This window comes from Ureibacillus endophyticus, assembly GCF_003628435.1.
In the GTDB taxonomy this organism is placed as follows: domain Bacteria; phylum Bacillota; class Bacilli; order Bacillales_A; family Planococcaceae; genus Ureibacillus; species Ureibacillus endophyticus.
The window spans coordinates 92,050-115,453 of sequence record NZ_RBZN01000006.1 but is presented as its reverse complement, the minus strand read 5'-3'; the positions used below and the strand labels follow the sequence as shown (position 1 = coordinate 115,453).

General features: G+C 35.4%; 23 protein-coding genes and 2 riboswitches. Of the genes, 6 read left to right on the top strand and 17 right to left on the bottom strand.

Annotated features, from left to right (window positions below; genetic code table 11):
* Nucleotides 1–220 precede the first annotated feature (220 nt).
* The 3 genes from D8M03_RS04610 to thiW form a co-directional block, all read right to left on the bottom strand.
* Nucleotides 221–1,297, bottom strand: coding sequence for an NAD(P)H-dependent flavin oxidoreductase (locus D8M03_RS04610; protein ID WP_245987449.1), 1,077 nt, complete (start codon nt 1,295–1,297; stop codon nt 221–223).
* A 119-nt stretch (nt 1,298–1,416) separates the two neighbouring features.
* Nucleotides 1,417–1,674 carry a hypothetical protein gene (locus D8M03_RS04605; RefSeq protein WP_121213575.1) on the bottom strand — a complete coding sequence of 86 codons (258 nt, stop codon included), beginning with the start codon at nt 1,672–1,674 and terminating at the stop codon, nt 1,417–1,419.
* An 87-nt stretch (nt 1,675–1,761) separates the two neighbouring features.
* Nucleotides 1,762–2,256 (bottom strand): energy coupling factor transporter S component ThiW, encoded by a 495-nt coding sequence (thiW, locus tag D8M03_RS04600; RefSeq protein ID WP_121213573.1) that lies wholly within the window; start codon nt 2,254–2,256, stop codon nt 1,762–1,764.
* A 116-nt stretch (nt 2,257–2,372) separates the two neighbouring features.
* Nucleotides 2,373–2,461: riboswitch (TPP riboswitch) on the bottom strand.
* 150 nt (nt 2,462–2,611) lie between these two features.
* Between thiW and D8M03_RS04595 the strand changes: the two genes are divergently transcribed.
* From D8M03_RS04595 to D8M03_RS04585, 3 genes are all read left to right on the top strand, one after another.
* Nucleotides 2,612–3,616 carry a nucleoid-associated protein gene (locus D8M03_RS04595; protein ID WP_121213571.1) on the top strand — a complete coding sequence of 335 codons (1,005 nt, stop codon included), beginning with the start codon at nt 2,612–2,614 and terminating at the stop codon, nt 3,614–3,616.
* A 130-nt stretch (nt 3,617–3,746) separates the two neighbouring features.
* Entirely contained in the window at nt 3,747–4,289 is a 543-nt protein-coding gene (locus tag D8M03_RS04590; protein WP_121213569.1) for a copper resistance CopC family protein, read from the top strand.
* Between the two features lie 3 nt (nt 4,290–4,292).
* Entirely contained in the window at nt 4,293–5,369 is a 1,077-nt protein-coding gene (locus D8M03_RS04585) for a copper resistance D family protein (RefSeq protein WP_121213566.1), read from the top strand.
* Nucleotides 5,370–5,717: 348 nt separating this feature from the next.
* Here the strand turns inward: D8M03_RS04585 and D8M03_RS04580 are convergent, their stop codons facing one another.
* From D8M03_RS04580 to D8M03_RS04525, 12 genes are all read right to left on the bottom strand, one after another.
* Nucleotides 5,718–6,707 carry an acrylyl-CoA reductase family protein gene (locus D8M03_RS04580; RefSeq protein ID WP_121213564.1) on the bottom strand — a complete coding sequence of 330 codons (990 nt, stop codon included), beginning with the start codon at nt 6,705–6,707 and terminating at the stop codon, nt 5,718–5,720.
* A 61-nt stretch (nt 6,708–6,768) separates the two neighbouring features.
* Nucleotides 6,769–7,449 carry a DUF554 domain-containing protein gene (locus D8M03_RS04575; RefSeq protein ID WP_121213563.1) on the bottom strand — a complete coding sequence of 227 codons (681 nt, stop codon included), beginning with the start codon at nt 7,447–7,449 and terminating at the stop codon, nt 6,769–6,771.
* Between the two features lie 219 nt (nt 7,450–7,668).
* Entirely contained in the window at nt 7,669–7,872 is a 204-nt protein-coding gene (locus tag D8M03_RS04570; RefSeq protein WP_121213562.1) for a zinc ribbon domain-containing protein, read from the bottom strand.
* 207 nt (nt 7,873–8,079) lie between these two features.
* The gene (locus D8M03_RS04565; protein WP_121213561.1) at nt 8,080–8,583 is read right to left on the bottom strand and encodes a GNAT family N-acetyltransferase; all 504 of its coding nucleotides are present in this window, start codon (nt 8,581–8,583) and stop codon (nt 8,080–8,082) included.
* Between the two features lie 54 nt (nt 8,584–8,637).
* Nucleotides 8,638–9,432, bottom strand: a complete 795-nt coding sequence (locus tag D8M03_RS04560; RefSeq protein ID WP_121213559.1) for a cobalamin-binding protein — start codon at nt 9,430–9,432, stop codon at nt 8,638–8,640.
* Nucleotides 9,404–10,927, bottom strand: coding sequence for a cobyric acid synthase (locus D8M03_RS04555; RefSeq protein ID WP_121213557.1), 1,524 nt, complete (start codon nt 10,925–10,927; stop codon nt 9,404–9,406). The genes D8M03_RS04560 and D8M03_RS04555 overlap by 29 nt, the downstream gene beginning before the upstream one ends.
* Nucleotides 10,928–11,461, bottom strand: coding sequence for a cob(I)yrinic acid a,c-diamide adenosyltransferase (locus tag D8M03_RS04550; protein WP_121213556.1), 534 nt, complete (start codon nt 11,459–11,461; stop codon nt 10,928–10,930).
* Nucleotides 11,458–12,834 carry a cobyrinic acid a,c-diamide synthase CobB gene (locus D8M03_RS04545; RefSeq protein WP_121213555.1) on the bottom strand — a complete coding sequence of 459 codons (1,377 nt, stop codon included), beginning with the start codon at nt 12,832–12,834 and terminating at the stop codon, nt 11,458–11,460. The genes D8M03_RS04550 and D8M03_RS04545 overlap by 4 nt, the downstream gene beginning before the upstream one ends.
* A 5-nt stretch (nt 12,835–12,839) precedes the next feature.
* Complete coding sequence (locus D8M03_RS04540; RefSeq protein ID WP_121213553.1) at nt 12,840–14,129, bottom strand: ABC transporter ATP-binding protein; 1,290 nt, start codon at nt 14,127–14,129, stop codon at nt 12,840–12,842.
* Complete coding sequence (locus D8M03_RS04535; protein ID WP_121213552.1) at nt 14,126–15,190, bottom strand: FecCD family ABC transporter permease; 1,065 nt, start codon at nt 15,188–15,190, stop codon at nt 14,126–14,128. The genes D8M03_RS04540 and D8M03_RS04535 overlap by 4 nt, the downstream gene beginning before the upstream one ends.
* Nucleotides 15,153–16,145: an ABC transporter substrate-binding protein gene (locus tag D8M03_RS04530; protein WP_121213551.1), complete on the bottom strand. Its 993-nt coding sequence runs from the start codon at nt 16,143–16,145 to the stop codon at nt 15,153–15,155. The genes D8M03_RS04535 and D8M03_RS04530 overlap by 38 nt, the downstream gene beginning before the upstream one ends.
* Nucleotides 16,146–16,291: 146 nt before the next feature.
* A riboswitch (cobalamin riboswitch) is annotated at nt 16,292–16,494 on the bottom strand.
* Between the two features lie 70 nt (nt 16,495–16,564).
* Nucleotides 16,565–17,107: a hypothetical protein gene (locus D8M03_RS04525; protein ID WP_121213549.1), complete on the bottom strand. Its 543-nt coding sequence runs from the start codon at nt 17,105–17,107 to the stop codon at nt 16,565–16,567.
* A 162-nt stretch (nt 17,108–17,269) separates the two neighbouring features.
* Here D8M03_RS04525 and D8M03_RS04520 point away from each other — a divergent pair, with 162 nt between their 5' ends.
* Together D8M03_RS04520 and D8M03_RS04515 are read left to right on the top strand one after the other, a co-directional pair.
* On the top strand, nt 17,270–17,842 hold the full coding sequence (locus D8M03_RS04520) for a sigma-70 family RNA polymerase sigma factor (protein ID WP_121213548.1): 573 nt from the start codon (nt 17,270–17,272) through the stop codon (nt 17,840–17,842).
* Nucleotides 17,832–18,875 carry a DUF4030 domain-containing protein gene (locus D8M03_RS04515; RefSeq protein ID WP_121213546.1) on the top strand — a complete coding sequence of 348 codons (1,044 nt, stop codon included), beginning with the start codon at nt 17,832–17,834 and terminating at the stop codon, nt 18,873–18,875. The genes D8M03_RS04520 and D8M03_RS04515 overlap by 11 nt, the downstream gene beginning before the upstream one ends.
* 52 nt (nt 18,876–18,927) lie before the next feature.
* Here the strand turns inward: D8M03_RS04515 and D8M03_RS04510 are convergent, their stop codons facing one another.
* Nucleotides 18,928–20,484 (bottom strand): alkaline phosphatase family protein, encoded by a 1,557-nt coding sequence (locus D8M03_RS04510; RefSeq protein ID WP_121213545.1) that lies wholly within the window; start codon nt 20,482–20,484, stop codon nt 18,928–18,930.
* A 98-nt stretch (nt 20,485–20,582) separates the two neighbouring features.
* Nucleotides 20,583–20,864, bottom strand: coding sequence for a hypothetical protein (locus tag D8M03_RS04505; RefSeq protein ID WP_121213543.1), 282 nt, complete (start codon nt 20,862–20,864; stop codon nt 20,583–20,585).
* A gap of 291 nt (nt 20,865–21,155) precedes the next feature.
* Between D8M03_RS04505 and D8M03_RS04500 the strand changes: the two genes are divergently transcribed.
* Nucleotides 21,156–23,123 (top strand): methyl-accepting chemotaxis protein, encoded by a 1,968-nt coding sequence (locus tag D8M03_RS04500; protein ID WP_121213541.1) that lies wholly within the window; start codon nt 21,156–21,158, stop codon nt 23,121–23,123.
* Nucleotides 23,124–23,404 lie beyond the last annotated feature (281 nt).

Below are 23,404 nucleotides of genomic sequence, written 5' to 3'. Positions count from 1 at the left end.
GAAGTCCTCACATTGCCTTATCGATTCCACTTTCTTATACACGATCTCTTGGACCCAACATACTAAACTGATTCATATAAGGATGTGAAGTTAGCCGGTTTTTTTTACGGACTCTCATACGGTCCCTGGAGCTGTTCGACTTTCCTTCACTTCTACTATAAAAAAATAGTAGCACAAACCATGGCCTTGGTTTGTACTACTAATGTTAGTATGTTTTTTATTAGTTATTTTTCAATCTCTTAGCTTCTTCAATTATATTTTGAATCAATGTTTCAACGGATTGACTTTTCGCCAATGCTGCACTTTGACCAGACCACAGTGACATAAATTCTGCATTATGTTGTTCCCCTGATTTTTTGCGAATGTCTTGAGTGAGTGTATTTTGAACTGGGAAACTTGGTAAATTGTTTTGATGTGCTTGCATTTCAGAAATGAAACTGTTCTTTATTCCCCTTGCCCATTTACCAGAAAAAGCACGTGTTAAAACAGTAGTATCTCCTTCTACATTAAGAATCGCTTCTTTATGTACCTGATGTGCACCACTTTCGATGCAAGTTAAGAAAGCTGTTCCCATTTGTACCCCTTTTGCCCCTAAGCAAATCGAAGCCATAAGTCCTCTACCATCCATAATACCCCCAGCAGCAACAACAGGAACCCCTATATTATCTACAACTTGTGGAATTAGTGACATTAAACCAACTAAACTCTCTTGATCTTTATCAATAAAGTTGCCTCGATGCCCACCTGCTTCACTACCTTGCACAACAACGATATCCATACCTGCTTTTTCATTTGCAACTGCTTCTCGTAACGTAGTGGCTGTTCCCATGAGAATGATGTTATGTTTCTTTAATTCTTCTATAACATCAGCAGAAGGAATACCAAATGTAAAAGTACAGATTGGAATTCTCTCTTCAATGACTACTTGAATTTGCTCCATAAATGTTTCATATACAGAATTGAAATTAGGTACTTCTATATTTTCTTTTCGTGGTAAATCTAACTCATCACGAAAGCTGTTCATTATTTGATTACTTGATCTTATTTCATCTTCATTAACTTCAAATTCGTTAGGGACAAACAAATTAATACCAAAAGAATTTGACGTTAACTGCTTTAATTCTCTAATTTGTTCACGCATTTGAGTAGGTGTCATATATCCTGCACCAATCATCCCTAATCCTCCAGCATTTGAAACACTGGCTACTAACTTTGAAGTTGTAACTCCACCAGCCATTGGAGCTTGTATAATTGGATATTCAATATTTAATAATTTCGTTAGTACATTTGTTAGCATCGTTAAACTCCCCATGATTTTAGTTTCTTTATTATGTTCGTTACATTTAGTAGTAAGTCCTTCTTACTGCAAAAAGGGATAAAATCCAATAAAAAAACGAGTAGTACAAAGTCTACTCGCTACTTAGTTGTTTTTCGTTGTATGAATGCCCCTATCATCGTAATGATGATTAAATACGGAACAATGAACATGCCATAACCTGTTCCATACTCCGTTATGTCAGATGTAGAATGAAGAAACCATCCCCATAATCCATAGAGCAAGTAGCCTAAAATAACGGTAAGACTCCAAGCCCATTTCCTTGTTAGTAGTGGGTAAAATAAAGGTCCACCTACAAAAACAAGAAGAATGATTATTTGTGAAATACTAACGGACATACAGCACCCACTCTCTCAATATCTCAATCTCTTATTAGATTATAGATTAGTTGCATCTAGAACGATATTTATATTATTATGGTTGCTTTAATTCATTACTTGATCAATAGCTTTATTTCGAACTAATACCTTTAAAACAACATAGGCAAGTAGTGCACCTACAAATGAACTAGCTGTGAATGCTGGAATTAGCCCAAAAAGTGTCGCATCCTGACCTAAAAATAAGATGCCAATTGGATAAGTTGCCATTGCCCCTAATATTCCAGTTCCAATCACTTCTCCCAATGCCGTTAGCTCTAAATTTTTCGTTTTAGCATATAAAATACTTGCCAGTAACGCTCCTATTATACTGCCCGGATAAGCAAACAAACTACCCGTTCCTAAAAGATTACGCATTGTTGATGTTAAAATTGCTTGTAAAACTGCGTAGGCAGGACCTAACATAACAGCAGAAATAACATTTGCTAAATGTTGAATTGGAAAAGCCTTTGCAAATCCTAATGGAATGTAAATTAATGTACTTGACGCTGTTGTAATTGCTGCAATAATTGCAGTGTAAGTAAGTTTCTTCGTTTTGTTCACACTAAAACCCTCTTTCCTTTTTACTTACACTAGCGGCGCGCGTACCCCATTCCCCAATAAAAAACCCTATTTACACAAAACATGTAAATAGGGAAAATGAACAGAATGATTAAGTTGCAAATCATTGTACACTTCCCTACGTTAGTACGAACTAAATCAGGTTCAAAGGGTACTTCTCAGCCGAATGGCGCCCCTAGTGTTAAATATTCGATTGTCATTATCATACCATTCTACAAATATTTCTCAAGTATTTTGATAGGAAATCCTTTCAATTATTACTATTTAAAAATACATGAAAAGAATACCACATCTATGATAAGGTAAATTATCTAGTACTCATGAAAGGTGAAGATTCATGCTTGAAGTTAGCGATAGTAAATTATTAAAATATATAGTTCACCATGTAAGTGATACACTCATCTTAGGGGAAGAGGAATTCGCCCATCCAGAAGTATTGCTTGAAGCTGCATTCACTCAATTAGCCTTTAACAAAATTGATTTGGACCAGCAATACGAATTTTTCCACGAATCTGATATTGGTTTAAACGAAATATATACATATGTAAAATCGATTTTTGACAATGAAACTAGTTTCCTAGAACAATCAAAAAATATTGCAAAACATTTATATAGTGCTTCTCAACATCCGAATATAAAAGGCGGTGAATTGTTTGTTGGTCTTTTCGATCAATGTATCTGGAACAACAAAAGTAAAAAAGCAATTTCTATCGTCAAAATTGATGAAAAAGAAATATTTTTAGATGTGAAGAATGATCAGAACAAAATGGTGGTAAACGGCATCGATGGAATCAATGTAAAGAAGATTAATAATATGGCGGTTATTATAGATATGGGTGCAGATGAGCCCCCTGCTATCTTTATTAAAACGAAGAGAAAAGAAGATGTCGTTTACTGGCAAGAACGTTTCTTAAAAGTGAAAGTTGCCGATGAACACTATCATAAAACAAACTTAGCATTAACTGAATGTAAAAAATATATTTTAAAAGAGGCAAGCTTTACAAATACTGAGAAACTAGGTTTGTTAAACAAAACCCTTGATTATTTCAGAAATGAAGAAGAATTTCAGGTGAACGATTATATCGACACTGTATTTACCCAAGTAGATGCAGTTCAGAAAGATGTTATCATCAATACCGTAAAACCATACGAGACGATTATCTCTGATAGTGCTATTGAAAAAGCGGAAAAACAATATAAAAGAAAAATTAAACTAGATTCTCATATTGAAATACAAGTGAATGTCCGAGATATTGAGCAAGTAGATGATTTAATTGAAGTTGGTTATGACGAATCTACAAATCGAAAATATTATAAAATTTACTTCCAAGAAGAAGAATAATCTTAAAGTCCTGCATTTGCAGGGCTTTTTTTCATTCAAACTTCACAATTAACTTATATAATGCCCTTATGAATAGTTTTTCCATAATTGGTTGAACTTAATATTAAAAACGATTAGGAGATTATTGGTTATGAAAAAAATATTGTTCTTTAGCTTTATATTTTTACTCACATTTATAGGGAATGCATTTGCTCACACTGGATTAGAAACCTCCTCTCCTCAACAAGGAGAAGTCGTTGAAGAAGAGCTTAAACAAATACAACTAACTTTTGAAACAAAAATTGAACAAGGCAGTACTTTCACACTTCAAAACTCGAGTGGTGAAACGATTCCTGTTGATAACATCTCAGTTGTAGAGCGACAATTGGTTGGTGATATCCCAACCCCGTTACAAAATGGTGATTACAAAATAAATTGGAACATTATCGGTGCGGATGGTCATTTAATCGAGGGGGAAATTTCTTTTTCTGTAAATGTGCCTGAGGAAGAGACAACTGTAGAAGAAACAACTGAGGTAGAGCAAGCTGTGGAAGAAAATGAAGCAACAACCGTGATTGATGCAAACAATGAAGAACCAGAGCAAGAAAAATCTAATAATAGCATTTTGATTATTGCAGTTGTATTAATTGTCATTATTATTGGTAGTTTCTTGTTCATGAGAAGAAAAAAATAATGTATGTTTTTATTAATTATTAGTCAAGTATTCTTATACCTATGCCTTTCAATCACATTTGGTTGTTTTTTACTTTCCCTTATTCCCAAAAATTATCGACCTGATATTACTGTTCCAAAAAGGATCTTGTTATTAAGTATTATAGGAATTCCACTTTCTTCGTTTATACCAGTTTTGCAAATCATTCTTTATTTAATTCCTACTAGTGGATTTTATGAATCGTTTCAAAATGTAGTATTCACTTTTGAAATAGGAAAAGCGTGGCTGTTTGTTTTTACTTTATCTACTATTTTATTCATTTTTGTTCTTTTAATAGATTATCGTAAAGAAGCGTTATATGGATTTTTTGGCATTGTCCTTATCTGCCTTTCGATTGTCGGTGTTGGTTGGTCAAGTCATGCTAGTTCAATTGATTCAACATGGGGATTTATTAGTGACACTACTCATTTAACCGCTGTCTGTTTATGGATTGGCATTCTAATCGTGGTTAGTTGGTTTTCTAAAGATTCATCGAATTGGTTAGCCTTCTTAAAATGGTTTACGCCCGTAGCCATTCTTTGTTTTATCGTTACGGGGATTAGTGGACTTATTTTGATGAGTTTTGTCGTGGATGATTATGTAACTTCTTGGATGATTCCATATGGTCAGGCACTATTAATAAAGCATCTGTTCATTGTTCCTTTACTATTTTACGCCTTACTAAATGGTATCATTATTAGACGCGAAATGAAGAAGAATATCGATTTCGACCCACGCCCTTGGGCAAAAGTTGAAAGTATTATTATATTATTTATTTTTTCTGAAACTGCAGTACTCGGCGAACAGTCACCTCCGAAAGAGACAGCGATTAGCTCCGATACTGTATCGAAACTATTTACCATGTTCTCCAAGGTGCCAGTTCAAGAATCTTTACATCTATCAATAAACTTTAATAGTATCTTGTTTATTATTTTGGCTGTGCTTTTTTTTGCTATGACAATCTATTCTTTTATTAGAAAATCACCAGTTATTTTATCCATATTAATGAGCGTTCTACTAGTGGTTTGCTTATATTTCTCGTTTATATTAAGTGTTGCTTAATCACGATTGAATGTATTACTACTGAGCTGAGTGACCTTCATCTGGATTATGAAGGTCACTTCCTCCATTTTTCACGGAGTTTTGTCCTTCATCCGGCTTATGAAGGTCACTTCCTTCACTTTTTCACGGAGTTTTGTCCTTCATCCGGCTTATGAAGGTCACTTCCTTCATTTTTTCACGGAGTTTTGTCCTTCATCCGGCTTATGAAGGTCACTTCCACCATTTTTTCACTGGAATTTGGACTTCATCATTTCTAGGAAGGCACTTTTCAGAGCTTTTCTCTCAATAAAAAACAACTAACTCAATAATAAAAGGCAAAGTATAAGCTTCTACTTTGCCTTTTAATCATTATAACTTCACCAATATTCTTCCTCTTGCTTGTGCTTTTAGTAGAGTTGGTAAAACTTCTGGGAGTTGTTGTAGCGTTACTTCTTGTTGAACAAATTGCTCGAGATTTAACGATTTGCTTATATCTGCAATACGCTTCCAAACTTTCAAGCGGCTCTCCATATCGCAATAAACAGAATCGATTCCTAATAAATTAACGCCTCTTAAAATAAATGGGAACACTGTTGTAGGTACATTCGTTCCAGCTGTTAATCCACTCACAGCTACAGAACCACCGTATTGAATTTGACTTAGTAATGCCGCTAAAGGCTCTCCCCCAACAGGGTCTACGGCAGCCACCCATTTTTGTTTACCTAGAGCTCTTATTTTTCCATCGAAAACCTCTTCACGAGAAACAATGGAAGACGCACCTAGTTCTTTCAAATAATCCTGCTCTGATTGTTTTCCTGTACTCGCTTCGACCTCGTAACCAAGCTTAGCGAGAAGTGCGACCGCTATACTTCCTACCCCTCCAGTTGCTCCTGTTACAAGGACTTTTCCTTTATCAGGTGAGATACCATTGTCTTCTAAACGTTGTACAGAAAGAGCTGCAGTAAAACCAGCCGTTCCAAAGATCATTGCTTCTCTTAATGTAATTCCTTCAGGTAATGGAACTACCCACTTAGATGGAATTCGAGCAAATTGGCTATAGCCGCCAAAATGAGTAACCCCAATCTCATAGCTAGTTGCAATGACTTCATCCCCCTCTTTGAATCGTGGGTCTTCTGAAGAAACAACTACACCAGCTAAATCAATTCCCGGAACAAATGGATAAGTTTTCACAATGTTCCCATTCGGAATCGTAGCAAGACTATCTTTATAATTTATACCAGAATATTTAACTTGGATTAGGACTTCTCCTTCTGGTAAATCTTCAAATGTTAACTTTTGAACTTCTACAGAAAATTGTTCATCTTGTTTATTTACTATAAGTGCATCAAATGTTGACATGGTAAAGCCCCTTTCAGAACGATGATTATTAATAAATTCCACAAAGAATTGTATTATCCTTCTATGTAAACAAGGCTAGTCCGACAAACCAGATCACTGGAATAAAGAGTGCAGGTAACATATTTAATGATTTTGTTTCTTTTATCCCTAAAATCGCTAACCCCGAACTTAAGATTAAAATGCCGCCAACAATTGAAACTTCTGTCATCAGTGCATCAGTTAAAAATGGTTCAATGTATTGGGCACTTAAATAAATTGAGGTTTGCCATATAAATAACACAACTGCTGCAAAGGCGATTCCAAACCCGTATGTTGCAGCTAAAGCCATCGATGTGACCAAATCTAATGTAGCGTTTGTAAATAAATATGTATGGTTATTATTTAACGCACTTTCAACTGGACCTAAAATTGATAATGTTCCAATGCAAAAAAGTAATATCGCAGTTGATAGCCCCTTACTTAAATTCGACTTCGAAAAGCGATTAACAAGATTGTTAAACTTTGCATCAACGTCAATCACCGTACCAACTAACCCGCCAATCGCTAAGCTAACAATAAATAATACAGGATAGATACTATTGGGCATATTTTGTACAACTGCATTTACTCCAAGTGCCACTGCAGCGAAACCCATTGCAGTAAATAAAGCCGATTGATATTCATCTTTAATTCCTTTTTTTAAAATACTCCCTACAGCACTCCCAATTAGTATCGCTAAAGTATTGATAATTGTGCCGATCATAATTTCCCCTCACAGTTCTATTTATCTAACTATATATTACAGTCACACTTTACTTTATTAAAGTGTAAAAAAGGAGTTGTCTGAAAAGTCATTTTGAGACAACTCCTTTGCGACGAGAATAGTGACAACCACCGCAGGAACAATAATTCATGAGAGATATTTATCAAGAAAGAAAAGAGGTGTCCAAAAAATTATTACTTTTTTGACACCTCCATTAGTTTATCCGAAAAATAAATCAAGAATATTTGAACCTGTAGAAGATTGCTTATTATAGAACTCTGAATAGCCACAATTTTTACAGTAGACAACTACAAATTGATTATGTTGAATATCAAACATTTTAGACAACCCCGTTCCTGTCATCGCCACTTCTTTCGTTGCTGCATCTTTGCTACCGCACTTCACGCACCCTTTTTCATTCATATGAGATCCTCCCATTTAGGTTGTTAATACATATACGATTGAGTACTAAGAAGGTTTCGGGATTATTGTTTGGCGGATAAATTAAAATTTTTGGCGGAAAAAGCCCGAAAGTTGGCGGATATTTTGCCTAGTTTGGCGGAATTAATCACAACTTTGGCGGATTTCGAATCACACCTATAAAAAAACGCTTCTACCTAAGTAGAAACGCTAGCGTAGCTTTTTACCTAATATCACTAAATCACGTTTTACACCATCTAATGTTGCAACTTCAGGAAGGTGTGCCCATTTTTCGAATCCAAAGCTGTTAAATAAGCGGATACTAGGTTCATTGTGAGCAAAGATAAATCCAAGTAACGTGTCTACTTCACACTTTGGAGCTTCTTTGATTACTTTTGCCAATACCGTTTTTCCAAGACCATGCCCTCTATATTTTTCATCGAGATAAATACTAATTTCAACCGTAGCATTATAAGCGGGTCTTCCGTAGAAAGATTGAAGGCTAACCCAACCACAAATCTTTCCATCTGTCTCTACTACCCATAATGGGCGTTTAGCCGGTGAATGTTCATGGAACCATTTCAGCCGATCTTCCACTGTAACGGGTTCTGTATCTGCAGTGACCATGCGACTCGCAATCGTTGTATTATAAATCGCTACAATCGTTGGTAAATCTTCAAGGGTTGCATCTCTAAACGTAATTTCTAGGGACATACAAACACACACCTTTAGTAAATTTTATTCCATGTTATATCTTATTACATGAAATTACAACAAAGGATCCTTGTTTTCATCAAATTTAGGGAAAATAGTTGGGTGTAGAATACTAGCAATCTTCGCCAACCCTATTAATAATTTTGGAGAAGGTCTACAAAACAAATGCTCTTCTAAAATATGAAGTTCCATCTGTTCTGTGCCGCCACGCTTCACAATCACCTTAGGATTCACTTTTTCTTTCTGTACCCCTACCCACACTACACAGATTACTTCAGGATTTCGACTTTTCACGTCTTCCCAATCTGTTTTTACACTTGAAACAGGCACATCATCAAAAACATTCCGCCCACCAGCAAGGGTACTAATTTCAGTTAACCAGTTTTCAGCACCTGGCGTAAAAATCGGTTTTGCCCACCATTCCCAGTAAAGTTTTGTAGGCTCTGAAATTTGCTTAGATAAACCACGATATTTTTCAAGAAAAGCATTATACTTATCAACTAACTCCTTTGCTCTGTCAGAAGTATTTGTCGCTTCTCCAACAAATAGAAGGCTTTCACCTACTTCTTTCAACGTCTTTGGATTAGGCACTATCACATAAGGAAGTTTTCTTTTTTCCAACTCCTCAATATTTCGTTCCATTCCAGGTACTGTAAGAGACGCTAATACAATGTCAGGCTGCAACTGTTCTACCTTATCCATATCAATCTCTAAGTCTGGACCTACTCTTGGCAACGAGTTCACAACTTCTGGCCAATCTGAGTAGTTATCTACACCGACTAGATTGGATGTCAAACCTAAGTATCCAACTAACTCTGTGTTACTTGGACAAATGGATATGATTCGCATAGTACTCCTCCATCAATTTTTTAATCCGATCTAATTGAATATTTTCACGTACAACTTCAGCTAATAAATCAAAGCCTTCCTCTTTTTTCCGCGCAAAGGATGCTCGATTTTCAATTGGTTCTAACCCTTTTGTCATTCTTAGTTCATTCAACACAACTTCTCGGAAAGGATCGTTATGGAATATACCGTGAAAGTAAGTACCGATAATTTTTTTATCTAAAGTAATTATTCCTTCACTTCTATCCGTTAAGTGAATTAGATGATTCCAATCCTCTTCTAAGTAAGTTTCGCCCATATGAATTTCATACCCTTCTACAGAAATTCTCACATCTCCAAAATGAGCAATTCCTTTAGAAAGTACCGTTGTTTTATTTAGCGTCATCGTTGTTTTCATTGGAACTAAACCGAGACCATGGATTTCCTTAAGTGATGATTCTACTTCATAAGGATCTGTAATTTGATCCCCTAACATTTGATACCCACCACAAATGCCGAAAATCATTTTATCTTTCTTGTAGACTAAATCTAAAATTCTATTGGCAAGGCCCGTATTATGCAAAAACAACATGTCTTCAATTGTATTTTTACTACCAGGTAAGATAATTAAATCTGGTTCTCCAAGTTCTTCAATGTTTTTGACAAAACGAACATGACAATCTGTTTCCTCAAAAAGCGGATCAATATCTGTAAAGTTTGATATGAATGGAAGCCTTATTACTGCAATATCGATATCTTTTGTTGAATTTTGTGCAGAGGAATATTTACTTAAAACGACCGAATCTTCTGCTTCAATTAGTAAGTTATGAATATAAGGGACTACACCTAACACAGGTACTCCTGTATATTCTTCAAACCAGTCCAATCCAGGCTTAAGTAGTGATATATCGCCTCTAAATTTATTAATGATTACACCAATTACCCGTTTTTTATCTTCCGGCGCAAGTAATTGCAACGTGCCTACTAAACTTGCAAAAACGCCACCTTTCTCGATGTCTCCCACTAAAATAACAGGGGCATTTGCAATTTGAGCAACTCGCATATTGACTAGCTCTCGATCATTTAAGTTCACTTCTGCAGGGCTTCCGGCACCTTCGATAATGATTCGCTCAAAACCCTCTGCTAATCTGTTGTAAGATTCAGAAATTAACTTATAGCCTTCTTCAAAAAAATCTTGACGGTATTCGCCAGCTTTCATATTACGGTATGGCTTTCCATGAACAACAATTTGCGATTGGTATTCACCAGTTGGTTTGATTAAGATTGGATTCATATCAGTTGTTGCAACAATTCCAGCTGCCTCAGCTTGTACACCTTGAGCACGACCGATTTCTTTCCCATCCACCGTTATATAGGAATTTAAAGCCATATTTTGAGATTTAAAAGGTGCTGTTTTATAACCGTCTTGCTTAAAAATTCGGCACAATGCCGTAACAATGGCACTTTTCCCTGCATCTGAATGAGTTCCTTGAATCATTAAAGGAATGGCTCTCTCCATTTAAAATTCAATTCCTTTCACTGCAGGAATACCCTCATTATAATAGTGCTTTTCCGGTTCGATGATCGATACCAGATCTGCAATATCTTTTATCTCTTGTTTTGCATCTCTTCCTGTAATGACTAAGTGCACATGGGATGGTTTATTTTTAATGACTTCTAGTACTTCTTTAAGTGGGATACAATCATCAATAGGGAATGAATTGATTGCTAACGCATTATTTAATTCATCTAAAATGACTAAATCATATTCTCCACTCATTACGGCATCACGAGCAATTGGCCAAGCTTTTTTTAATGCTTCACGATGTTCCTCAGGTGTTTTTGTCCAAGTAAATCCTATGCCAAGTTGAACCATTTCTACTCCTAGCTTTTGTAACGCAATTTTCTCGCCATAAGTGCGCTCTGGAGATTTGATAAATTGATAGATTTTTACTTTTAAGCCTCTCCCTGTTGCACGCAAAGCTAGTCCTAAAGCAGAAGTTGTTTTTCCTTTACCATCGCCTGTATAAACTAGTGTGAGTCCCTTTTTCATGTAGTCATCTCTCCTTTACGTTCTAAACATTTATTAATCCAGTTGTCCACCATCTCCGGGCAAGATGCAAAATGAAAATGGGTATACCCCGCTACTAGATTATGTGTTAAATATCCCTCTTTTTTTACTCCTCGCATACCCTTTGTTTCGTAGGCGAATGTTGGTTCTTCTGTTGGTTGATACGTTGAATAGTGAAATTCATGTCCTTTTGCTTTTAAGTTATCTAATAGGAAGTTTGAATTTTGTCCAGTTATTTCTCTATAGCCTAGTGCTGTAAGTCTTGTTTGCATTTGCACTGCACCTGGAATAACTCCGACCATTTCAAATTTATTGTTGTCTGTCGTTTCAATGGATTCTGTTAAATACATAAAGCCACCACATTCAGCAAGGGTTGGCATACCACTCTCAATCGCTTGTTTTACCGAGTCTTTTACCTGTTCATTATTTGCAAGAGTATCTGCAAACTCTTCTGGAAATCCCCCACCAATATACAAACCATCAGCATCTTGTGGTACTTCTTCATTGGCAAGTGGTGAGAAATAAGTAATTTCAGCACCTTTTGATTTCAACATTTCTAGGTTCTCAGGATAGTAGAAATTAAAAGCTGCATCTTTTGCCACTGCTATTTTTACGATTGGCTCTTTTTGCTCATTAAATAGTGAATCATTTGCCACATTTAAGAGGTTCGCTACAGAAATTTCAAGTAATCGATCAATATCTATCGTTTCTGAAACGAGAGAACTTAATTGTTCAAAAAAGCCGTCAAGTTCGCCTCTTTCCAGCGATGGAATTAACCCAAGATGCCTTTCTGGAATTTCAATATCTAGTTCTCTTTTCAAATAGCCAATCACCGGAATTCCACATTCTTGTTCTATCGCCTTTTTAACAAGTTGATAGTGACCTTCACTTCCCACTTTATTGGCAATAACCCCAACGATGTTTGACCCTTCAGCAAATAATTGAAATCCCTTCACAATTGCTGCCGCGCTTCTAGCCATACTTGCACAATTAACCACAAGTAGGACTGGACTTTGCGTTATCATACTAATTTCAGCAGTACTACCTTCATTGGTCTCGGGATTTTTCCCATCATAAAAGCCCATAACCCCTTCAATTACTGAAATATCTGCACCCTTAGTTCCATGATGAAAAATATCTAACACTCTATCTTTCATTAACATCCAACTATCTAAATTACGAGATACTCGACCCGTTACAGCAGTATGATAGGAAGGATCGATATAATCTGGACCGCACTTAAATCCCTGAACAACTAGCCCACGCTTTTTTAAGGCAGCCATCAATCCAATTGTTAAGGTAGTCTTCCCTACACCACTTCCGGTACCTGCTATTACTATTCTTCGTTGTGTCAATGATTTCACCCCACCTCTAAACGCAACTTCATACCCGTTGCTTTAGTTATTGCACTATAGATAAATTCTCTAATTTCTTGAGCAGTTATTTTTCTTCCTTGTTGTGTTACCGCAAGGAGCTGTGTATCTAACGAATTTGAATCTAAGCATTTTACAGCATGCATCTTCCCTTCAGTTAATGCCATAAAACCATTGATAAGTTCACCGTCTGAAAAATGACCATCTAAAAAGAGCAATATTTTATATGAGCCCTTTTCCATACCTACTACTGCCATCATTTGTGAATTTTCCGTTATCATGATATTTTCTGTTGGAACGATGCAAGCTTGCTTGTCATTTGATATTCCGTGTTTCTCCGTATTATCAGTAAAATAGAAATGCTTAAACCATTGGATTCCTTCACCAAATGCTCCATTAGACATTGTTCTAAGCGGTTTTGAAAATTGTATATGTGTTACGTTTTCATTCTTTTTTATTTCATAGGAGTCTTTGAAACTTATATTCTCTATATCTTTTGAGTACTCTGGCGTCATTAACAGTTGAGGCTTAGGTACAGTTGGATGTGATTGAGCATTCACCTTCACTTGGTACACATCCTGTAATTGTTCCGCTTTCCGTAATAACTCCACATCACCCACTTCTTTAAGGGTTCCATTATGCAATAAGGCAAATCTATCTGCATAAAGTGCTGCCACATTCAAATCATGCAGTATTGAAAAGATCGTTAATCCTTTTGTTTTTTGGCGTTCTTTCAGTAAATCTAAAAGTTGAAATGTATGTTTAATATCTAAGTGATTAGTTGGTTCGTCTAAAAGTAAAACTTCTGGTTCTTGGGCTAGAGCTTTTGCTAGTAAAACTCGTTGCTTTTCACCGCCACTCAGTTTTTTAAATTGTGTTTTTCTGAAATGACTAATCTTTGTAATATCCATCATTTCTTCAATAATACGTTGGTCATCTTTTGAAAGACTTTTTAATAATCCCTTTTGGTGTGGATAACGACCAAGACTAATAATCTCCTCTACCGTATAATCAAAAGATACTTGAACTTCTTGTGTAAGAACGGCTACCTTTTTTGCTTTTTCAATTTTTGAGTATGAGGAGATTTCTTTATCGGATAATAAAACATTACCACTTTGGATTGGCAATTGCCCTGTAATCATTTTGAAAAGAGTTGTTTTTCCACTACCGTTTGGACCAAGTAGAGCAAAAAACTCACCTCTATGAATTTCTAAATTAATTCCTGTCAGTACAGGAGCATTTGAATATCCACCTACTAAGTTCTCAATTTTTATCATCCTCTTCTCCCCCTTTTTTCTCGAATTAATAAAAATGCAAAAACAGGTGCGCCAATTAAGGCAGTAACGACACCAATTGGAAGTTCTGTTGGTGCAATTATTGTCCTAGACAGTAAATCTGCTAAAATTAGAAAGCTACCACCAGTTATTAAGGATAACGGCAATACATGGCGATGATTTGGTCCAATTATAAGACGTACTAAGTGAGGAACAACAAGTCCAACAAATCCAATTGACCCAGAAACAGCTACTGCTGAGCCGGTCAATAAAGACGCACCTACTAATATAAAAGCTTTTCCTCTTTTTACATTCACACCAATATGATCGGCAGTTTCCTCCCCAAGAGCTAACGCATTTAGTTCACGATAATGATAAAATAAAATAATCGATCCAATTATCATGAATGGAATAATGAGTTGAACGTATTCCCACCCTCTCATACCGACACTTCCATATAACCAATAAATAATTTGTGTCATAACATCTCTGTCACCTAATGAAATAATGAGGGAAACAAGTGCACCAATAAAGGAGCTAACAATAATACCGGCTAAGATAATCGTTTCAATTGCCAAACTTCTACTACTTAATTGCACTAACCCAAATACAACAAGTAGAGTAGTTAAACCACTTACGATGGCAACTACTGGCAGTGTAAAACTACCTAAACCAATAATAGATACTTGGAAAAACAAAACAAGAACCGCGCCAAGTGAGGACCCGGATGAAACTCCAATGGTATAAGGATCTGCTAATGGGTTACGTAATAGCCCCTGGAAAGCTGCCCCTGCTAGTGCTAAAGAAGCACCAACACAAAAAGCAAGAACGACACGGGGCAAACGGATATTCCAAATAATCATTTCTTCATTTTTCGGAATAACTTGTAGCCAACCCATACCCAATGTTTTTTCTGAAATGATATGTAAAATTGTTGCTATTGGTACTGTCACACTACTTAAAAATAAGCCAAGAAGGCCCGTACAAAGTAGGAGCCCTCCGCTAAAAATGTATAACCAAATTGTTTTATTGTTTAAAAATTTCCGGATAGATAAGTTTTGCAAGTGTCTCGACTCCTTCAATTAAACGAGGACCAGGTCTTGTAACCGTATCGTTATCAACGTCAAATACCTCTCCGTTTTTTACAGCAGGTACTTCCGCCCATCCTTCCCGCGCAAGCACTTGTTCACTTGGATTGTCAATATAGTATCCATACGTTGTAATAATGGCATCTGGATTTAATTTAACGATTTCCTCTTCGTTTAATTTCACCCAACCTTCTTGGTCTTCGGCAACATTTGTTGCTTGAATTGACTCAAGCATTTCGTGCATAAATGTATTTTTACCTGTTGTAAAAATATCTGGAGCTGGTGAAACTTCTACCCAAACACGTTTTTTCTCTTTCACTGAAGCTATTGCCTTATCTTTGATTGCTTGGTGACGATCTTTCATGTCCGTAATAATTTCTTCTGCTTTATCACTTGTACCCGTAGCAGTACCAATCATTTTAATTTTCTCGTAAACATCATCAAATGAACTTGCACTTCCAACTACGATGACTTTAATTCCTGCATCTTCAAATTGTTGCAATACTTTTGGATGGGTATTGTAGTGATAATCTGTTACAAGCGCCATATCTGGCATTAAACTTAAAACAAGCTCTGCATTAATATCTTGTCCACCAACTTTTTGAATGTTGGCTGTTTCAGCTGGATAGTTACAATAATCTGATACACCAATAATTTTATCTCCAAGCCCTAATGCAAAGGCAATTTCTGTATTACTTGTTTGAATGGAAACAATTGATTCAGGTGCTTTTTCAATCGTTATTTCCCTATTTGCATCATCTGTTATCGTTACTGGGAACACATTTCCCGATTTCTCATTAGCTTCTTCAGTTGCGTTTGTATCCGCGTCATCTTGTGTGTTAGTATCGTCCGTACCACACCCTGCAAGTAACCCAATACTTAACAGTAGAAACGCGGTGAACAGTCCCAACTTTTTGAAAATCTCTTTCATTTCAAATTCCTCCTTCTACGTTAGAACAATAAAAAAAACGCCATCCCTCTTGGAAAGCGTTTTGTAAAAAGGCAGTTTATGTAGAAGTATATAACCAAAAATTAAGTTCGGTTACCTGCGCTTTAAACATTCCTTTCCTCGAGGAAGTTTAAACTACATAATAGGCAGGTCTCCTGACTTACGAATCAACAGTCGGTTACTCCTTCCCATGTTATAAAACACAGTGGATATTGCGTAACCTTCCTACTCGCTTACAGTGGCGGGACCGTGTTGGATTTACACCAACTTCCCTCTTAGTCTTAAATCATTCTTAATCGAATATTTAAGAAACCTATATGTATCGTATTCATTTTTGTTCTAAAGTGAAGTATAGTTGATAGCGACGTATTTGTAAATGTCAGAAAAAATTTACTTCCAAGTTATTTTTCCCTTTCCTCCAACCATTCTTTATATTCATGTTCGAGGTATTCATCCGTTTTTACAACTGTCCATTGGTCGCTTTTCTTTTGCAAATTAACTTCTATCAAGTATTCCCCACCTGCTTCATCGAAGTCTTTTTTCACATAGGAAATGCTACCATGTACTAGTATAATTACTTCTTGCTCGTTAATCCTTTTAACTTTAATTGGTTCGTAGCTTTCAATACTATAGTTAGCATCTATAACATCATCCATCGAATCAATTTCGTCTTTTTCGATATTAATTCCCGTCTTCTGATCGATATTATTTTTTAAATCCGGATATCTATCCCAAAGCAAGTTTACGTCGTGATTTAATACAGCTTGTGTTCTATAGTACATATATTCTCGAATCGACTTTACATATGTAGTGTATTCTGATGTCTCTGGTTCAACGAATTCTTCTTTTCCTAAATTTGACTTTAAATCTTCTGGAAGTGAAATAGGATCTGAACACCCACATAAGAAAACTACTAGACTGCTAACGGCTAAAAGTTTTTTCATATTCGATACCTCGCATTCCCTCTTAATATCTCTATTAATGTAACGGCCAAATTTGGTATTAGTTTCAAATATATCTTTTTTTCATTTTACTATAACATGTTTACGGAACGGTATTCTATCCACCTCCGTCTAACTGATAAAAACAAAAATGAGGAATTAAAAATGCATGCTAAATTAATACATTTAAAATCCCCCACCATCCAGGAAGTGAACCATGCGACAAAGGAAGAACAACTGGAATGGTTAATGGAACAGTATGGAGACTTAGTAATGAGACTGGCCTTTACGTATGTAAAAGAAAAACAAATTGCAGAAGATATTTCGCAAGAAGTATTTATAAGTTGTTACAAGCACCTTCAAAATTTCGAACAACGCTCCACTTATAAAACATGGATTTATCGGATTACGGTTAATAAGTGCAAAGACTATTTAAAAAGCTGGTCTTACCGAAATATTTATTATCGGGATAAACTTCAATCATTTTTTAAAGGTAGTAGTCATTCATCGGAGTCAAAATTTTTAGTAAGTGAAGAAAATGAAGAATTGTTTAAAAAAGTACTCGCACTTCCAACAAAATTAAGGGAGTCCATTATTCTTTATTACTATGAAGGTTTTTCCATCGATGAGATTGCAGAACTTTTAGCTATTAAAAGCAACACTGTGAAAACAAGACTCCACCGCGCAAGAGCTACTTTAAAAGTAACGTTAGAGGAGGAAATCATCGATGAAAAATAAATGGAACTATCCAGAGCAAAACGATCTTAAATTTGAGCAGAAGCATAAAGAATATGTATTTAAAAAAGTTGGAGAAATCCATGAAACTAGTAAAAAAAGTCACCACACGTTTGTTAAAAGAATGACCTTAGCTGCAACAATCACCTTTGCAATGGTTGCACTACTTATTGCTTCAACTTATGTTTCACCTGCAATGGCTAAGGTTGTTAGTAATATCCCTTATATTTCAGAATTTATTAATAAACAAGAACGTACCATTGCTTTAAATGATACCGTATATAATGTGATGAATAAACATAACTACCAACTACTAGATCTTCAAATTAACGGGAAGAAGATTTCCATTACGTTAATTGGCACAGATCAAGAAATTCAAGTAATTAAAAACGAAGTAGTGACAAATGTAGATACTGCCCTACAAGAAAAAAATCTCGGTCACTTTTCAATCGATGTAAAAGCTGGTGAAGTAACTCCATGGCCAGAAGATGACCCTGAAACGGTTCAAATGGAGAAAGCTAGTGAAGCTTTACACGATGAGATTATGGCACTTCTAGATGAAAATCATTTTGAACCTGCTTTCCCAATTGAAGCCCGCGTCAATAATGTACAGAATTTTATTTATGTCGCTGTCCCGAATACGGAATCTAAAGAAAGAATGGAACAATTAAAGGCGTTATTAAAAACAGCTTCTTCAAAATATGGCGATGATTTTAAAATGCGAATCACACAAATTGATATGAAGGCACGAGAACAGGAATTACGTTGGGGAGGAAATATTCACGCTATCGGTAGCGCATTAATGGAAAATAAGGATTTTAATGTGACAGGTTTTTCGTATTCCTTCCATCCTTATCCTTTGATGATAAAACTAAAAACATCAATAAAATCAACAGATCCAAATGTTAATGAACTTGTTGAAAGAATTGAAAATGAAATCACGCAATTTCTTAAAAATGATGAAAGGACGAAAGATATTCGAAACGACCCTTACGATTTAATTATTATGAGTAAGGATAAAAAGAGAATTAATTAAAAATAATCGCGGCTTACGATTGTAGGCCGCGATTTTAATTTAGAAATTTAACTCACTTCAGCAATTGTAATATCCACTCTTTTATATCTACAATACGGAGAGAATTTGGCTTAGAATCTGTTCCAGTAATAATAAGTGGTACAAGGGAATCTACTTTGTGCAATGAACCGTGAGCTCCCCCTCCTGCATGATCATAACTGTGATTTTCAATGAATTCATAATTAGGTAAAGCATCCACAATAATATAGCGCCCTTTGTGGGAATGGAGTGCCCCGTTTAGTCTTGCAAGTGCATCTGGGTAATCGTTATATTGTATTTTTCCATTTTGAACTGATAAATCTAAAATGGATGTGTCCCCTTTTATGTCCCAATTTTGATTATATTCGTCTTTTAAAGAACCATTTGCAGAAAATACCATCTCTTCTTTATGAGGTGCTGTTACGACGTTTTGTGTACCTTCCTTCCAAGAGATAAAACCAATACGTTCATCTTGCTTTAAAACATTTACAACTTCACTAAAATCAATTTGTTCATCTTTCAAATAGATATAGGCCATTCGTTCATTTACTGCAATAGCTATTTGACCATTTTTATTGTCCCGTTCCCAAAATGAATATTTGCTAAGTAGTTTATTTAAATCAATTAATGATTTATCCTTATCCTTTTTCACATAAGATTGACCACTATCTCCAACAATAATCCAAGTTACTTTCTCTATTGCCTCTTCCCAAGTCGGAAAAGAATTTAGCATTTCTTGTAATGATTCATCCAATTTTTCAATGGCTTTTAGGTTGTCAGGTCCCTTACTGTGTATGCGTGCATCTGCATCAGGAAAATAAGCTAAAGTAAAAGGTGGTAGTTGGTTCTGTTTTAATAAAAATTTGAACTCATTAACCGTAAAGTCGTTACTAACTCCCATCTTGTCCCAAGCAAATTTTTGAAAGTTATTATTTGGACTTAATTGTGATAAAACGCCAAAGGATAGAATATCTGGCCCTTTAACTTTCACATCCTTTGGCAATAGTGCCATTGTTGATATTAGTGCAGGAACATTGAGTTTATGCTCATCCCTTCCCCGATATATCACACCATTAATTGAGGCTGATTGTATCGAACGCTTTGCTAAATCTTCATAGATTGTGGTAGTTTCAGAATTCAGATGTTCATTATTCAATCGAATCACACTATCTTGAACGACATTACGAACTCCAGTATTCCAAATTTCACCAGGTCCACTCCCATAACTAACGATTCGATTTGCATCTTCGTTAAACCAAATTAGCCCTGGTATATTATGTTCATCAGCAAAAGTACCTGTTAATAATGAACTATCAATAGTTACGGACATCGTCGGATAAGAACTAACTATATTTGGAATGAATTCACCATTTTCAATTAAATATTTAAATGCTGGAGCTTTCCCCTGTGCTATCACTTTTTGAAGAGGTTTACTCATTAAAGAATCTACCGCAATAATAATAATCGGTTTTTTATCTGAGGTAATTTGGATATCAGAAATATCACGAGTCTTTGAGATGGATAAAGCCATTACAAAACCTATCAGTACAATCAACAATGCACCGATGATTAATAAAATTTTCCGCACCATTGTTTCACCTAAATTCCAATTTATTAAACAATAGTATGTATATTGAATGCTTTTATCATGTATAAAAAAGCGCCTCTACCATGTTGTAGAGCGCTTCATTACATATCTTTTAATTTTTCACGATTAAATATACCGAAATATAAAATACTAAAACCAACGACTTCTAAAAAAACAAACCCATAAATCATGATGGTCATTCCCGCAAACCCATCACCGACACTGATTCCAAATAATATACCCGCAACCCACGACAAAAGCGGTGCAATGATAATAATCGTTGCAATTCCCCAGATAAGGAACTTCCTTTTATTAGTTTTTCCACGACTTAAAAAAATTGCAGAAATAATGGCTAATACTAAAACAATAATAGCGGCTGGCATATGGTCTCCCCTTACTTTTCCCATTGAAAACAATTTAATTACTAAAGCCAATCATACAATAACTACCCCTTAATAAAAAGAATACGGATTTGACCCTCACCTACATCCAACTCTCTAAAGAATCAGGAATACATTTCCCTGTATTTTCTGAATTTTAACGCTTCGTTAAAAATACTATTTTTTTCTGCAAAATCCCTACATTTCCTTATTATTACTTTACTAATTGTGTTAATATACATAATGGTTTTCTATATCAAATGTTAATTTAAAGAAGGAGAATAAAAGACAAGTATGTTTAAAAAACTTAATCATATTAAAACCAAATTAATCCTAACATTTTCATTCTTTCTTATTATTCCAACGATAGCTGTAGGGGTTTTCGGTTACTTAAAAGCTGAAAAAGAAGTTACAAAAGCAATAACCGATAATATTGATGCAAACCTTAACTTACTAAACAGTTCTATTGATCAAACAATCAATTCTAGCATTTTTGATATTGAAACATTCTCAAAAGAAATTACTACTGCTTCCTATCAAGGTGAAAGCACTACGGAGCTACGTAAAGAACTCGCACAGTACTCAAAGTTGCATCCTGAAATTTTTAGTATCTATGTTGGAACTAGTGAAGGTGATTTTATAGAAGAACCGATTATTACTGATACTTCAGATTATGACCCAAGAATAAGAGATTGGTATAAAGAGTCCGTTGAAAATAATGGACAAATTATTATTTCAGAGCCCTATCCAGATATAACGACTGGGGATATGGTTGTAACCATTTCAAAAACTACCGCTGATGGAGAAGGTGTGGTAGGACTTGATCTTAATATTAAACATCTTCAGGATTTAATTGAAAATGTTCAAATCGGTGAAAGTGGCCACGCTTTACTTATCGATAAAAGCCAAACCTTTATTGCTCATCCAACCGAAGAAGCAGCCGCTCCAGCTGAAGAAGAATATTATAAAAAAATGTTTGAAGCAAATGAAGGTGCCTTTGACTTTGTTCAAGATAACGAAAAGAAATATATGAGTTTCCATACAAATGAATTAACAGGATGGAAAATTGGCGGAACTTTAGTTTACTCAGAAATAAAGCAAGCAGCTGCTCCTATTTTACATAACATGATAATTATCATTGTTATTGCACTTATATTAGGTGGTTGCACGATGTACTTTGTTATCAGATCGATTATTAAACCACTAAAAGTCTTAAAAGAAAAAGCTATTACTGTAAGTAAAGGTGATTTAACGGAACAAATCCAAATCAAAACTAATGATGAAATTGGTCATTTAGCAACTGCCTTCAACGAGATGCAAAATAGTTTACGAGTGCTTGTCCAACAAGTTGAGATGAGTGCTGAGGAAGTAGCAGCTTCATCTGAACAACTATCTGCGATTTCAGAGGAGACAACAGCAGCTAGTCAACAAGTAGCTTCTTCTATTCAAGAGGTTGCAAGTAATGTTGAAAAACAAGCATTCGGTGCGAAACAAAGTTCTGAACTGTTAAACGACTTTTTACACAATACAGTGGAAATTTCTAATTCTTCTTCCGTTGTAACAAAATTATCCTATAATACATTGTTACAAGCTGAAGAAGGTGAAAAAGTAGTAGAGAACAATGTTGAACAAATGAACTCTATTCATGAGTCTGTTACTGAATCCAATAAAATGATGGAATCCTTATATGAAAGTACAAAAAAAGTAAGCTCCATTTTAGCAGTCATAACTGAAATTGCAGAACAAACAAATCTACTTTCATTAAATGCTGCAATTGAGGCTGCCCGTGCTGGAGAACATGGAAAAGGATTTTCAGTTGTTGCTGATGAGGTCAGAAAACTCGCTGAACAATCACAAAAATCAGTACAAGAAATAAATACAATCGTACACACAATTCAAAACGACACAGAAAACACCGTACAAACAATGTTAAAAGTCAATAATGATGTTCAAGCTGGTGTTCAAATTTCTCAAGAGACAATCCAGAAATTTAATGAAATCATTAAAAGTACAAAAGAAATAACACCACAAATGGAGGAAATTTCAGCAACGGCAAAACAACTTGCAGAGAATATTCAAATCAATGCAACCATTGCTAGTGATGCAGCAGACATGGCACAAAAATCTGCATCCATTACGGAGGAAATTGCTGCTTCTTCAGAAGAACAATTGGCTGCAATGGAAAACGTTTCTTCCTCAGCGCAATCACTCACAACTTTAGCTGAAGCTCTAAAAAGCAATCTATCTAAATTCAAATATTAAAAAGAACTACTATGGAGGTGTCCAAAAAGTAATAATTTTTTGGACACCTCTTTTCTTTCTTGATAAATATCTCTTATGAATTATTGTTCCTGTGGTGGTTGTCACCATCCTCGTCGCAATTTATCTGTGACGAAAGCGGTAGCGTCAGTTACAAAGGAGTTGTCTCAAAATGACTTTTCAGACAACTCCTTTCCTTATGTCGATTACAGTATGATACTGCTCCCCTTTTTCATTAGCTCCATAGTTATTCTCCTGCGTACTTTTGATATTGAACATAATTA